Origin of the sequence: Bacteroides caccae, from assembly GCF_002222615.2 — a bacterium.
Lineage (GTDB): Bacteria > Bacteroidota > Bacteroidia > Bacteroidales > Bacteroidaceae > Bacteroides > Bacteroides caccae.
The window spans coordinates 1131707-1146198 of record NZ_CP022412.2 but is presented as its reverse complement, the minus strand read 5'-3'; the positions used below and the strand labels follow the sequence as shown (position 1 = coordinate 1146198).

Sequence of the window (14492 nt, the reverse complement as noted above, 5' to 3'; positions counted from 1 at the left end):
GGGACAATTTAGCCCTTTATTTCGACTCCCAAGTCTGCGCAGGCTTGCTTTATTGCCTTAAAGCAATAATATCCATGCGAAAGTTTATCGGCTATTTGCAATACATTTTTCTTCATTTCCATGTATTGTCCTGCACTTATTTTAGGTAAAATATCTTCAAGTTCCGTCAAAGAAGAGATACATATACCCACATTGTTCTTCTTCACAAAAGGCGCCAGCCCGGCTTTCTCCCAAACGATAATCGGAAGACCGCAACGTATGTAGAGAGACATTTTATGAGGAGCGTTATATTGAAGATATTCTCCCAAAGCACCACTTCCTCCCTCTAAAGAAGATCCATACCAGGCAAGTCCATATTCGCCTTCTGCCGTCGCTATCAGCTCGTCCGAAGAGACAAAGCCTTTATAATCAACTTTTCCTTCCAGTTTTTCGGTTTCAAGGCCACTTCCATAGAGTACTATATCATAAGAACGGGGAGAATTTACCTGTTTATATAAGAAATCATTATGATAAGAAGACAAAGCACCGACAAACAGGATGCGGTTCGGTGATTTCGGCGAATCATTGCCGGCAACAGGTTGGCTATCGGATAAATAATCAAATATCTCCAATATCTGCAGCTTGGCCTTAATTCCATGTTCAAGCAGCCAGTCCCTCATACGTTCACTATGTACAATCACACAGTCCGAGTGATCCAAGCGCGCTATTTCTTGGGGAATAGTCAGCTTCTTACGACGAAAACTACCCAAATCATGAATCAACGTCACCACCTTGCAGCCACGTAGATGAGCCATATTGCAGACAAATGCATAATATTTCTTCAAAGGATATTGCAGTACCAGCACATCGCCTTTACGCAAACAGAGAATACTCTTCAGCACACTGAATAAGGTACGACAAAAAGCTACAACGACATTTCTATACCGGGTTTGTTTCAGCCCGACATTCCGGAAGCCATGCGACTCCATTATCTGTTCAATGTCTGTTTTTGCTTTATTTCCGGCATTATCGACACCTCGGTAATTTCTTGATAGATAACAAATCATAGGAATGATATTTTATAGTTCATTTTGCGCCAAAACCAATGCGGCAGCCACTGTATCGTCCATATCAAAATAAGCGTATTGAGCTAAACGTCCGCCAAACAAGACTCCGGGAGTATGTATAGCCAACTCCTTGTATTTCTCGTACAACCGCATATTTCTCTCGTCATTCACCGGATAATAAGGTTCGTCCCCGGGAGTGAATACAGAAGGATATTCGCGGGTGATCACCGTATGCGGCTGCTTACCAAATTCGAAATGTTTATGTTCGATAACACGGGTATAAGGAATCTCTCTTTCACAATAATTAATGACCGCATTCCCCTGATAATTTTCCATTTCCAGACGTTCGTGTTCAAAACGAAGACTACGGTATTCCAAATGCCCGAAACGAAAATCGTAATACTCGTCAATACATCCGGTAAACAATACTTTATCCACCAGCGAATCCAGTTCTTCACGAGCAGAAAAATAATTCGTCCCCAAACGCACATCAGCTCCTTCAAACAAACTTTCAATCAGCTTATTGTATCCGCCTTTAGGAATGCCTTGATACTCGTCATTAAAATAATTATTATCATAAACGAAACGGAAAGGAAGTCGTTTTATAATAAAGGCCGGAAGCTCCGTTGCAGGACGCCCCCACTGTTTTTCCGTATATCCCTTGATTAGTTTCTGATAAATATCTTTTCCACAAAGCGTCAAAGCCTGTTCTTCCAGATTGGCAGGAGCCTGGATATGTGCATATTCGCTACGTTGTTCTTCAATCTTATCCTTAGCCTCTTTAGGAGTGTTAACTCCCCATAACTTATTAAAAGTATTCATGTTAAAAGGCAGATTATATAATATGCCTTCATAGTTAGCTAATGGAGAATTAGTGTAGCGATTAAATGTTACGAAACGGTTCACATAATCCCAGACCTCTTTATTGTCTGTATGAAAGATGTGCGCTCCGTAAAGATGTACATGAATGCCATCTACATTCTCACAATAGATATTTCCGCCGATATGACTACGTTTATCTATAACAAGACAGCGCTTGCCCGCATCAATGGCTTGACGAACAAACACAGCCGCAAACAGCCCTGCTCCAACTACCAGATAGTCATATTCTTTCATATACATTCAAAAGCTATTTATGATTAATCAATGATTCCCTCAATCTTTGCAATCACCTGTTCGGGAGTTATATCCCTCAAGCAAGCATAGTCGCCCCGCCAGCAAGGCTTCTGTCCATAAACCGAACAAGGACGACAGGATAAATCGAGTTGTACTGTATTGACCGGTAATTGTTTCCACCCCATAAATCCGGCATAAGGATGAGTGGCTCCCCAAACGGAAACCACAGGTATATTCACCAGAGATGCCAAATGCATATTAGCAGAGTCCATAGACAACATCACATCCAGATGACTCATCAGATTCAGTTCCGTACGCATATTCAATTTACCGATCATGGAAACCACCGAAGGATATTTGGCAATCCAGGAGTCAAAGACTTCCTGTTCGCTTTTCCCACCGCCAAACAGAAAAACTTTCACCGCAGGATTAGCAGCAAAATGAGCAACAACCTGTTCCTGCAATTCTAACGGATAAATCTTGCCCTTATGCTTGGCAAAAGGAGCAATACCGATCCATTTTTGTTTTCCTTTCGGTCCTGTCATCGGTTCAATCTCTGCGAAATCACCCTTTCCTTCTCCATAAATAGAAGAAAAGTTCAATAAAACCGGCAGTCCCAACTTTTCTAACACATCAGCATAACGACGGAAAGAACTTTTCTGGTTCTCCAGCACTTTATGACGGCGGCGAACCAGTTTCTTTTTTCCGGCTCTCCCTTTACAAATGAAAGCAACCGGTATATTGGCAAGGCGAAACCGCAGACACAGATATTTCGAACGAAGTACGTGATGAAAGTCCGCCACGTAATCGAAATGCATCCTTTTCAGTTCCGAGTAAAGGCTGTTCAATCCCCATAGCCCTTTATGCTTACCTGTCAGATCAGCTCCGACAAAATTCACATTTTCAGGCAAACTTTGAAAAAGAGGCTGCCATACGGCACGACTTAATACAGTGATTTCGTGCTGTGGATATTGCACAGCAAGCGAATGTATCACAGGTATTGTCATGGCTACATCGCCAAGGGCTGAAAAACGGATAATGAGAATACGCGCCATTCGTTATTTTTTTGCATAAAGCACCGGATTCAACGCCGGGTCGTTATACATCTTCATCTGTTTATATACTTTCATATATTTTCTTCCGGCCTCAATGTCTGCCAACAACTGTTCGATAGCAGAAGAAAGGTCTTTCTGCTGTTCCAACAGAATATTCAGCTTGGTCCGGCATTGCTCACAATGTTCTTCGGTAGTATCCGTACGTTCCACCTCCTGCTTCATGTGGTAAATTTTCAACGCAAGAATAGAAAGCCGGTCAATTGCCCATGCAGGACTCTCTGTATTGATAGTTGCATCAGAAAGCGGTTTAACAGCTTTGTATTTGTCCAAAAAATAACTATCAATCAGTTCAACCAGATCAGTACGGTCTTGATTGGACTTATCAATTCTTCTTTTCAAAGCCAGTGCTTCTACAGGATCAATTTGAGGGTCACGGATAATATCTTCGAAATGCCATTGAACGGCATCGATCCAATTTTTCAAGTATAAATAATACTCAATCGTCTTCAACTCGTAAGGATTGTTCATCGGTGCATCTACACTGTCCGTTACGTGGTAATCAGTCGTCGATTTCCAAAAAATCTCGTTGCAAAGGTTACTAAATGTCATAATCTTAACTAGCTTATAGATATATAATAGGGCAAATCTATGTAATATTTTTCAGACAAGCAACCCTTTCTTACTTTTTTATTTCCTACCTTTGTGGGAACTAAATACAGATTGTATATGAAAATTATTATCGATAATAAGATACCTTATATAAAAGAGGCTGTCCAGACAATAGCCGACGAAATAATCTACGCCCCCGGAAAGGATTTTACTCCGAAACTGGTACAAGACGCAGATGCGCTGATTATCCGGACCCGTACTCACTGCAATCAGGAATTACTGGAAGGCAGCCGGGTAAAGTTTATAGCTACGGCAACCATAGGGTTCGACCATATCGATACTGAATATTGTAAGCGGGCAGGTATCGAATGGACAAATGCACCCGGTTGCAACTCAGCTTCTGTTGCCCAATATATTCAATCTTCACTCCTGATATGGAAGTCTCTCAGAAATAAGAAACTGGACGAACTGACTATTGGAATCGTAGGAGTAGGAAATGTGGGGAGTAAAGTTGCCAAAGTCGCCGAAGACTTCGGCATACGCGTTCTACTGAACGATCTGCCACGGGAAGAAAAAGAAGGAAAAGAATCCTTTACCTCTTTAAATAAGATAGCGGAAGAATGTGACATCATCACTTTTCATGTACCTTTATATAAAGAAGGCAAATACAAAACATTCCACCTGGCAGATGAAGATTTCTTCAATTCGCTAAAACGCAAACCTGTTATCATTAATACTTCACGAGGAGAAGTTATCGACACGGACACTCTCTTGAAGGCATTGAACAATGGTTCTATCTCAGACGCTATTATTGATGTATGGGAACACGAACCGGAAATCAATCGTGAATTATTAGAGAAAGTGATTATCGGCACTCCACACATTGCCGGATATTCCGCTGACGGCAAGGCTAATGCAACGCGAATGTCGCTGGATGCAATCTGTAAGTTCTTCCATATAGAGGGAAAGTATGAAATTAACGCTCCCGCACCTACCTCTCCTATCATTCATGCACAAAGTCAGGAAGAAGCATTGCTCCAAATATATAACCCTGTCGAAGACAGCGACCGGCTGAAAGCTCAACCGGAACTGTTTGAAGAATTACGGGGAAACTATCCGTTACGAAGAGAAGAAAAAGCCTACATAATAAAAATTGAATAAAACAATTTCTCACATATATTTATAAAGTTCTTTTCAACTCACCTGCTATCTTCCGAGAATGCATCACCACACCTTCCCTAATCAGATGATAACGCGAGTCATAGAACATACTATCAGGATAAACACAACCGGAAGGTTCCAAATAATAAGGAAAGCCTATAGCCTTCAAACTCTCCGAGATACGGTTAATGGCCAAAGAATCATTTTGAAAAGAAGAACGACAATATGGAGGAGGCAAGAAGAAAATAGTCACCCCCCGCTCACTTAAAGTAGATATTTTCTCTTTCAAATCTATAAAAACTTTTTCATCGGGTGATACCATAGGTAATGGGGCACTGTCCCAATGTCCGGCAGAAGATAGATTATAATGTCCGGTATAATCACCATATTCATTATATTTAGTACGAACTTCCATATTCTCCGGTATATCTTCTATATCCATACCTATCCGTTTTACACGTTTACGAATCAAGCGATACATCGAAAAAAAATTATGTGTATTTACCATATTATATAAGGCCTTTCCCCATTCATGCTTTATCAGATACATATCAGTCAGACCTTCATCCCCATAATAACTGCCCTCCTTAAGAAAATGATTATATTCTGCAGAAACGAGCAACACATCTCCTTTTCGTAAATGGTCGTAAACCTCCTCAAACATATAATTCAATCCCAACCCGATATGTATTCCCATATTCACAGGTTCCAGATGTAATGTATCTCTCAGAATGGAAGAATCAAAGCCAAAGCGGGCGTTAGAACCACCTATTATTAGCAAGCGGGACTGATTTCCCAATTCTTCCAAACGCTTTTCTTTATCCAGTGCAGACGCATAATTCACATATGTCAAATCATCTTGCCATGCTAAAAAGACCAACGTTCCCCAACACAATGCATTAATAACAGCTACGGGAATTAATGCTAAAAGAAGATTTCTTAAGAACTTTCTCATATTCCTTATTTAGAATTGAAAATAAATGAACTCCGAGGACTTACCCATGGTTATCTCTATGAATAAGATTACAAACGTCAGGATAGCAACGCGCAATGATTTACTTTTTAGAAACTGAATCTGCAACGCATATGGCTTATCTCGCTGAAACCATTCCAGAATCCAGAAAAGCAGAATATACAATCCTACCTCCAAAGAGTGGGAAGGCATATTGCCGGTAGACTGTTGCATAGAAAAAAGTCGTCCGATATAGCCGATAGCTTGTTCCATATTTTCTGCCCGGAACAGTATCCAGCCGATTACTACCAGAAAAAATGTTGTTCCTATCTGAATAGCCTCCTTCCAGGAAGGAAGAAGTTTTCCTTCTGCCACAATGCCACGATATTTTCTATTGGAAGAAGTCAGTAATAAAGGCAGGAATAATAAAGCATGGAAAAGTCCCCAGCAAATAAATGTCCAGTTAGCTCCATGCCAGAAGCCGCTTACGAGAAATATAATAAAAGTATTCCGCACACTTTTCCACTTCCCTACCCGGCTTCCGCCTAAAGGAATATAAATGTAATCTCTAAACCATGTCGTTAGCGAAATATGCCATCTTCTCCAAAACTCCGCTATATTACGCGAGATATACGGATAATCGAAATTCTTCATTAATTTAATCCCGAGCAACTTGGCTGTACCGATAGCTATATCCGAATAACCGGAAAAATCACAGTAGATTTGAAAGGTGAAGAAGACAGCTCCTAAAAATAGTTGTATGCTTCCCAACTGTTGGTAATTGCTAAAAACGATATCGACCAATCGGCTACAATTATCGGCTATCACCATTTTCTTAAATAACCCGTACAGTATCTGCTGCATTCCGTCTACTGCCTGTCCATAATCGAACGTGCGAACTTTCAAGAACTGCGGCAACAAGTTAGTAGCCCTTTCGATAGGACCTGCCACTAATTGAGGAAAGAAACTGATAAAAGCAAAAAATGCCACCATATCATGTGTCGGTTTCATTTTATGCTGATATATATCAATAGTATAGCTGAGAGCCTGAAAAGTGTAAAAGCTGATTCCAACAGGAAGCAGAATATCTAATGTTACCCAATCCAACTTAATCCCGAAAGTCTCAAATAAGGACACAAAGTTCTCAGAAAAGAAATTAAAGTACTTAAATATGCATAACACCAACAAATTCAATGTAATATTAGCCGCACATATCCATCGTTGAATCAAACGACGTTCTTGCCGCTCTATCAGGATTCCGCTAGCATAACTACACAAAGTAGTAAATGCTATTAAAATTAGAAAACGCCAGTCCCACCAACCATAAAAGATATAACTACTGATTACAACAAATATATTTTGTAATTTCAAACGTTTAAAAATAAACCAGTATCCGATAAAAAACAATGGCAAGAATATTACATATTCTATTGAATTGAACAACATAACAGTTTAGAAGGCTAATTTAGTGTGGGGATTATAACGTCGTTATAATCTGTTCTATTACTCGTGGGAAATGTTCGTACTCTAAAGCGTGTACCTTCTCAGCGACATCCCCAGGAGAATCTGTCGGAAGAACGGGACAGGTCGCCCGAAAGATCGTATCTCCTTCATCATAGTGTTCATTAATATAATGTATAGTAATACCGCTTTCTTTTTCACCGGCAGCAACCACAGCCTGGTGAACACGATCTCCATACATCCCCTTCCCGCCGAACTTCGGAAGAAGTGCAGGATGTATATTTATGATTTTATCGGGATAAGCATGCAAAAGTAAATCCGGCACGCGGACAAGGAATCCTGCCAACACAATAAAATCAATTCGATACTCTTGCAAAACAGCCAGAATTTCATCTCCGGCTATCCAATCTTCCTTTGTAAACACGTTACAGGGCACTCCTAGACGGTGTGCACGCTCCAAAACATAGGCATCACTTTTGTTGGAAAGCACCAATGACACCTGAGCAGAGTCATTCTTTTGGAAATACCGGATAATATTCTCGGCATTAGAGCCGGAACCGGAAGCGAAAATAGCGATGTTTTTCTTCATAACTCTCGATTTCAATGCACAAAACAGTGAAAAATGTGCAAAACATTGCATTTATTTAGTCAAATATTTGCGCAAAACGATAAATATTCATTCCTTTGCACCGCAAATTTAAAGAAATAAAACTAATTATTAATTAAAAACTTAAAGTTATGTCTGAAATTGCATCAAGAGTAAAAGCGATTATCGTTGATAAATTAGGCGTAGAGGAATCAGAAGTTACAACCGAAGCAAGCTTCACTAACGACCTGGGAGCAGATTCTCTTGACACTGTAGAACTTATCATGGAATTCGAAAAAGAATTCGGTATCTCTATTCCTGATGACCAAGCAGAAAAGATTGGTACTGTAGGTGATGCTGTATCTTATATCGAAGAACACGCTAAGTAATTATCCGATTTCATCAATATGGAATTAAAAAGAGTGGTAGTAACAGGCCTTGGCGCCATTACTCCTGTTGGCAATGGTGTGCCCGAATTTTGGGAGAATATTGTGAACGGGGTTAGTGGAGCAGGGCCTATTACTCATTTTGATGCGTCGCTATTCAAGACCCAATTCGCATGCGAAGTGAAAAACTTCGATGTAACGAAATATATCGATCGTAAAGAGGCAAGGAAAATGGATCTGTACACTCAGTACGCCATTGCAGTTGCCAAAGAAGCGGTAGCAGACTCCGGTCTTGATGTAGAAAAAGAAGACTTGAACAGAATCGGTGTTATTTTTGGCGCCGGTATCGGTGGTATACATACATTTGAAGAGGAAGTAGGCAACTACTACACTCGTCAGGAAATGGGTCCGAAGTTTAATCCGTTCTTCATCCCGAAGATGATCTCGGATATCGCTGCCGGACAGATTTCTATCATGTATGGCTTCCATGGTCCTAACTACGCGACTTGTTCGGCATGTGCTACTTCTACCAATGCCATTGCAGATGCGTTTAACCTGATTCGTCTGGGCAAAGCAAATGTGATTGTATCCGGTGGTTCGGAAGCGGCTATCTTCCCCGCAGGTGTAGGTGGTTTCAATGCTATGCATGCTCTGTCAACCCGCAACGACGAGCCCGAAAAGGCTTCACGTCCGTTCAGTGCAAGCCGTGACGGCTTCATCATGGGCGAAGGTGGCGGTTGCTTGATTCTGGAAGAACTAGAACATGCGAAAGCCCGTGGTGCTAAAATCTATGCAGAAGTTGCCGGTGTAGGCATGTCTGCTGATGCACATCACCTGACAGCTTCTCATCCGGAAGGTCTTGGAGCCAAACTTGTGATGATGAATGCATTGGAAGATGCGGAAATGGACCCGAAAGAAGTGGATTATATCAATGTACACGGTACATCTACTCCGGTTGGTGACATTTCGGAAGCAAAAGCGATTAAAGAAGTATTCGGTGATCATGCGTTCGAGTTGAACATCAGTTCAACAAAATCAATGACAGGTCACTTGCTGGGTGCTGCCGGTGCGGTAGAATCAATTGCAAGTATCCTTGCCATCAAGAACGGCATTGTTCCCCCGACTATCAACCATGAAGAAGGTGACGACGACGAAAATATCGACTATAACCTTAATTTCACGTTCAATAAAGCACAGAAACGCGAAGTTAATGTTGCCTTGTCCAACACATTCGGATTCGGCGGTCATAATGCGTGCGTTATCTTCAAAAAATACGCTGAGTAAAATCGTGTTACGAAACCAAATAGATAAGATAAGGCTCTTGTTCCACAGGGATAGAGAGTCTTATCTTTGTTTTTACCGGATACTCGGTTTCTACCCGCGTAACATCCAGCTCTATGAGCAGGCTCTCTTACATAAATCCTCATCTGTCCGTTCGGACAAGGGGCGTCCGTTAAACAATGAGCGTCTGGAATTTTTAGGTGATGCCATTCTCGACGCTATCGTAGGCGATATCGTCTACAAACGTTTTGAAGGGAAGCGGGAAGGTTTCCTGACAAACACACGTTCCAAGATTGTACAACGGGAGACTTTAAACAAACTTGCCGTAGAGATCGGACTGGACAAACTTATTAAATATTCAACCCGTTCTTCTTCCCACAACAGCTATATGTACGGGAATGCTTTCGAGGCATTTATCGGAGCGATCTACCTGGACCAGGGATATGAACGCTGCAAACAGTTTATGGAGCAGCGAATCATTAATCGTTATATTGATCTGGATAAAATCTCCCGTAAAGAAGTAAACTTCAAATCAAAACTGATCGAATGGAGCCAAAAGAGCAAACTGGAGGTTTCTTTTGAACTGATTGAGCAATTCCTTGATCAGGACAGCAATCCTGTTTTCCAGACAGAAGTACGCATTGAAGGACTTCCTGCCGGAACCGGAACCGGATATTCCAAGAAAGAATCCCAACAGAATGCCGCCCAAATGGCTATAAAGAAAGTAAAGGACCCGACTTTCATGGCAACCGTCAACGAAACCAAAATGCAGCAATCAGCAATGGCAGCCGAACCTGAACCCGAAATGGATGCAGACTCTGATATCGAATTGCTGAATGACAATATATTGGAAGAAAATGAGTTCGACAATGAGATTACGGCAGAACCGATCGTGGAATCTATCCAAAGCAAATCCCCATGCGACGTCCCTGAATCACCAGATCGTGATCCTCACTAACCAACTTTAGTTTCCCAGCCACTTCTTCCAAAGGGATAGAAGCGATAGTATCTCCTTTTAGTGCAACCATACGCCCGAATTCCCCGTTGGCAATCAGTTCCGTCGCGTGTCCGCCCATTCGGGTAGAGAGATTACGGTCATAAGGAGTAGGCGAACCACCACGTTGAATATACCCTAATACGGTTTCACGGGTTTCAATACCCGTCTCATACTCTATTTCCTGTGCAATGTATTCCGCAGCACGTTTACGGCCGTCCGTATGAATGCCTTCAGCTACTACTACAATAGAGTATGGTTTCCCCTTTTTCAATCTTTCCAGAATAGTGTTTCCTATGTTTTTAATGCTATAAGGTATTTCAGGCACAAGAATAACATCTCCCCCTCCTGCCATACCGGAATACAAAGCAATCCAACCCGCTTTATGTCCCATGACCTCAATCACCATCACCCTTTTATGAGAACTTGCGGTAGAATGCAACCGGTCAATAGCGTCCGTAGCAATACTTACAGCCGAGTCGAAACCAAAAGAGATATCCGTCCCCCAGATATCGTTGTCAATGGTTTTAGGAACCGAAACGATATTTACACCCATGGCAGCAAATTTGGCAGCCGTCTTTTGCGTTCCGTTTCCACCGATACAGACAACACAATCCAATCCCATTTCCCGAATATTCTGAAGGATCAGTGCAGGTTTATCGACATCCGAAATAACACCTCCTTTTTTAAAAGGCTTCTCGCGGGAAGTCCCCAACATCGTTCCACCAAGATTCAGCAAACCCGATAAAGATTTATCTGTAAAGGATTCTACATCTTTTGTGAGCAACCCCTGAAAGCCGCTATGAATACCTACCACTTCCATACCGTAGTAGTTAATGGCAGTTTTGCACACGCCACGAATAGTGGCATTTATACCGGGGCAATCTCCCCCTGATGTTAAGATTCCGATTCTCATTGTCGCATTTTTTAGTCTAAAACTCGGAGATTATATGAAAGCCGTCAATTTTTAACGATTATTTCCGTCGTAAAGATAGAAAAAAAAGATAAATAAGTTACTTTTGCACGACTAAACATTATTATGTCAAAGCAGAAATGAATATTACAAAAATTATTAGTAAGACTTTTGATTCCCGTTTAAAACAGATAGACCTATATGCTACTCAGGCTAGTGAGATACAGCATAGTGTACTAAACCGCTTAGTACATCAGGCTGCTCAGACAGAATGGGGAAAAAAGTACGACTATTCCTCGATCCGCAGCTATGAAGACTTCAGAAAACGTGTTCCAATCCAGACTTATGAGGAAATCAAGCCGTATGTAGAACGTTTGCGGGCAGGAGAACAGAATCTGCTTTGGCCGTCGGAAATACGTTGGTTCGCCAAATCTTCCGGAACGACAAATGATAAAAGTAAATTCCTCCCTGTCAGTAAGGAAGCACTGCAAGACATTCATTACAGAGGAGGAAAAGACGCTGCCGCACTTTACTTCCGCATCAACCCGGACAGCCATTTCTTTTCAGGAAAAGGATTGATCCTAGGGGGAAGCCATAGTCCGAATCTCAATTCTAATCATAGCCTGGTAGGAGATTTATCTGCTATTTTGATTCAAAATGTCAATCCGCTTATCAATTTTGTCCGTGTGCCCAGCAAGAAAATCGCACTAATGAGCGAATGGGAAACCAAGATAGAGGCGATAGCCAACAGTACTATTCCGGTCAACGTCACAAGTTTATCCGGCGTACCGTCGTGGATGTTGGTGCTTATCAAACGGATCCTTGAAAAAACAGGCAAACAGACGTTGGAAGAAGTATGGCCGAATCTGGAAGTTTTCTTCCACGGAGGAGTTGCATTTACTCCTTACCGTGAGCAATACAAGCAAGTGATTCATTCACCGAAGATGCACTATGTAGAGACCTACAATGCTTCCGAGGGATATTTCGGCACACAGAACGATCTTTCAGATCCTGCAATGTTGCTGATGATCGACTACGGAATCTTCTACGAATTTGTTCCGTTGGAAGAAGTTGACAAAGAGAATCCACGTGCCTATTGCCTTGAGGAAGTGGAGCTTAACAAGAATTACGCAATGGTCATTTCGACCTCTTGCGGTTTGTGGAGGTATATGATTGGGGATACAGTGAAATTTACCGGCAAGAACCCTTATAAATTTGTCATTACCGGACGAACCAAACATTTCATCAATGCTTTTGGCGAGGAACTAATCGTAGATAATGCAGAAAAAGGACTGGCAAAGGCTTGTTCGGAAACAGGGGCGCAAGTGAGTGAATATTCTGCCGCACCGGTGTTTATGGACGAACATGCCAAATGCCGCCACCAATGGTTAATAGAGTTCGCTAAAATGCCGGATTCCGTTGAGAAGTTCGCAGCAATACTGGATGCAACATTAAAGGAAGTAAACTCCGACTATGAAGCAAAACGTTGGAAAGATATTGCATTGCAACCCTTGGAAGTAATCGTTGCCCGACCGGGACTATTCCATGACTGGCTGGCACAGAGAGGGAAGTTGGGAGGACAGCACAAAGTCCCCAGACTCAGCAATACACGTGAATACATAGAGACAATGCTGGCATTGAATTCCAGCCCTCAAATATAGAGAAACTTATCATATAGTTATTACAGGTTTTCTTTTTTGCAAAGATTACTTGCCTGAGACCCGGGTGTCGTGTAGACGGAATCCGGGTCTCAGCATGGATGAGACTTGGGTTCGCACAAGTTATTCCGGCTGTCGGATAGTTATCGGGCTTTTACTATAATCCCTCCCCCCAGCAGCAAATCATCTTTATAGAATGCGGCAGCTTGTCCCGGAGCAATAGCAGTCAACGGTTCATGAAGCTGTATATGCAATAAGTGTTCCGGAGTAACAGTTACCGTACCGTGATTCTCCTGTTTGCGGTACCGTATCTTCACGATTATATCAGAACAACCGAGTACACGGTTTTCGTTTATCAAGTTCCAATTATCCAGCCACATTTCTGTTTTCTCTAGAGATTGAAGAGGGGCAAGTACTATCTCATTCTTTTCCGGAAATATATCTTTCACAAAAACAGGACGATTCAGATGTATCCCTAGCCCGCGTCTCTGTCCGATGGTATAAAAAGGATATCCTTCATGCCAAGCAATAAAATGCCCCGTTTCATCGACAAACCGCCCTCGTCTGACTATTTCTGACCATTTCTGACCATGTGCGGTAAAAAGCTGATCATTTTTATCCAACCAGTTTTTTAAAAAACTCCGATAATCCATTGGACAGAAACAAACCCCTAAGCTGTCCTTTTTAGTAGCAACTTTCCGGAAGCCACGTTCAGCAGCCAATGCACGGGCTTCCACTTTCGTGATATCTCCCATTGGCAATAACATTCTACGGAGAATATCTTGTTTCAATCCCCATAAAAAGAACGTCTGATCCTTGTCCGAATCAGCCGCAGATGTGATATAATAGGTATCTTCCAACTTAACTTTCCGAACGTAATGCCCTGTGGCAATATAGAATATGCCCATTTCATCGGCAAGTTCCGCTAACAACGGCCATTTCAAATAATTATTGCATAAGGTACAGGGAACCGGTGTACGCCCCGCCATATATTCCTGCACGAAATACTCAATGATCTGCTTATTGAATACTTCACGGGCATCGTACGTTATATGACGGATTCCCAAATGCTCCGCCAAACTACGGGCATCTTCCAGATATTCGGTCGAGCCATTTAATTCATAAAAACGAAAAGTCACCCCGATCACCTCATATCCGGCCTCCAGCAGTCTCATAGCGGCAACGGAACTATCCGTACCGCCACTCATTCCTAACAATACTCGTTTGTTTTCTTCTATCATGCTGCAAAATTAAGGATTTTCCCGTATCTTTGT

General features: G+C 41.9%; 14 protein-coding genes. 5 read left to right on the top strand and 9 right to left on the bottom strand.

The window, feature by feature from the left end:
* Nucleotides 1–8: 8 nt before the first annotated feature.
* The 4 genes from CGC64_RS04375 to CGC64_RS04360 are packed head-to-tail and all read right to left on the bottom strand — an operon-like array spanning nt 9 to nt 3826.
* Entirely contained in the window at nt 9–1046 is a 1038-nt protein-coding gene (locus CGC64_RS04375; RefSeq protein WP_005676995.1) for a hypothetical protein, read from the bottom strand.
* Nucleotides 1047–1058: 12 nt separating this feature from the next.
* Nucleotides 1059–2162, bottom strand: coding sequence for a UDP-galactopyranose mutase (gene glf / locus CGC64_RS04370; protein ID WP_032855102.1), 1104 nt, complete (start codon nt 2160–2162; stop codon nt 1059–1061).
* A gap of 23 nt (nt 2163–2185) precedes the next feature.
* Nucleotides 2186–3217, bottom strand: a complete 1032-nt coding sequence (locus CGC64_RS04365; protein WP_005676992.1) for a glycosyltransferase family 9 protein — start codon at nt 3215–3217, stop codon at nt 2186–2188.
* A gap of 3 nt (nt 3218–3220) precedes the next feature.
* Nucleotides 3221–3826 (bottom strand): DUF4254 domain-containing protein, encoded by a 606-nt coding sequence (locus CGC64_RS04360; RefSeq protein ID WP_005676990.1) that lies wholly within the window; start codon nt 3824–3826, stop codon nt 3221–3223.
* 117 nt (nt 3827–3943) lie between these two features.
* Between CGC64_RS04360 and pdxB the strand changes: the two genes are divergently transcribed.
* A complete protein-coding gene (gene pdxB / locus CGC64_RS04355) occupies nt 3944–4987 on the top strand; it encodes a 4-phosphoerythronate dehydrogenase PdxB (RefSeq protein ID WP_005676988.1) in 1044 nt (347 codons plus the stop codon).
* A 19-nt stretch (nt 4988–5006) separates the two neighbouring features.
* Here the strand turns inward: pdxB and CGC64_RS04350 are convergent, their stop codons facing one another.
* From CGC64_RS04350 to purN, 3 genes are read right to left on the bottom strand one after another with little or no spacing between them, the layout of a single operon-like run.
* Nucleotides 5007–5942 (bottom strand): hypothetical protein, encoded by a 936-nt coding sequence (locus CGC64_RS04350; protein ID WP_005676987.1) that lies wholly within the window; start codon nt 5940–5942, stop codon nt 5007–5009.
* A gap of 9 nt (nt 5943–5951) precedes the next feature.
* Nucleotides 5952–7385 carry an MBOAT family O-acyltransferase gene (locus CGC64_RS04345; RefSeq protein WP_005676986.1) on the bottom strand — a complete coding sequence of 478 codons (1434 nt, stop codon included), beginning with the start codon at nt 7383–7385 and terminating at the stop codon, nt 5952–5954.
* A gap of 31 nt (nt 7386–7416) precedes the next feature.
* Entirely contained in the window at nt 7417–8040 is a 624-nt protein-coding gene (gene purN, locus CGC64_RS04340) for a phosphoribosylglycinamide formyltransferase (protein WP_005682440.1), read from the bottom strand.
* Nucleotides 8041–8138: 98 nt separating this feature from the next.
* Between purN and CGC64_RS04335 the strand changes: the two genes are divergently transcribed.
* The 3 genes from CGC64_RS04335 to rnc are packed head-to-tail and all read left to right on the top strand — an operon-like array spanning nt 8139 to nt 10611.
* Nucleotides 8139–8375: an acyl carrier protein gene (locus CGC64_RS04335; protein WP_002558672.1), complete on the top strand. Its 237-nt coding sequence runs from the start codon at nt 8139–8141 to the stop codon at nt 8373–8375.
* Between the two features lie 18 nt (nt 8376–8393).
* Nucleotides 8394–9656 carry a beta-ketoacyl-ACP synthase II gene (fabF, locus tag CGC64_RS04330; RefSeq protein WP_005676981.1) on the top strand — a complete coding sequence of 421 codons (1263 nt, stop codon included), beginning with the start codon at nt 8394–8396 and terminating at the stop codon, nt 9654–9656.
* Nucleotides 9622–10611 (top strand): ribonuclease III, encoded by a 990-nt coding sequence (gene rnc, locus CGC64_RS04325; protein ID WP_005676980.1) that lies wholly within the window; start codon nt 9622–9624, stop codon nt 10609–10611. The genes fabF and rnc overlap by 35 nt, the downstream gene beginning before the upstream one ends.
* Here rnc and CGC64_RS04320 read toward each other — a convergent pair.
* Nucleotides 10553–11563, bottom strand: a complete 1011-nt coding sequence (locus tag CGC64_RS04320) for an ATP-dependent 6-phosphofructokinase (RefSeq protein ID WP_005676979.1) — start codon at nt 11561–11563, stop codon at nt 10553–10555. The genes rnc and CGC64_RS04320 overlap by 59 nt on opposite strands.
* A 137-nt stretch (nt 11564–11700) precedes the next feature.
* Between CGC64_RS04320 and CGC64_RS04315 the strand changes: the two genes are divergently transcribed.
* Nucleotides 11701–13221 carry a GH3 auxin-responsive promoter family protein gene (locus tag CGC64_RS04315; protein ID WP_005682443.1) on the top strand — a complete coding sequence of 507 codons (1521 nt, stop codon included), beginning with the start codon at nt 11701–11703 and terminating at the stop codon, nt 13219–13221.
* A 140-nt stretch (nt 13222–13361) separates the two neighbouring features.
* Here the strand turns inward: CGC64_RS04315 and mnmA are convergent, their stop codons facing one another.
* Nucleotides 13362–14459: a tRNA 2-thiouridine(34) synthase MnmA gene (gene mnmA / locus CGC64_RS04310; protein WP_005676975.1), complete on the bottom strand. Its 1098-nt coding sequence runs from the start codon at nt 14457–14459 to the stop codon at nt 13362–13364.
* Nucleotides 14460–14492: the final 33 nt, after the last annotated feature.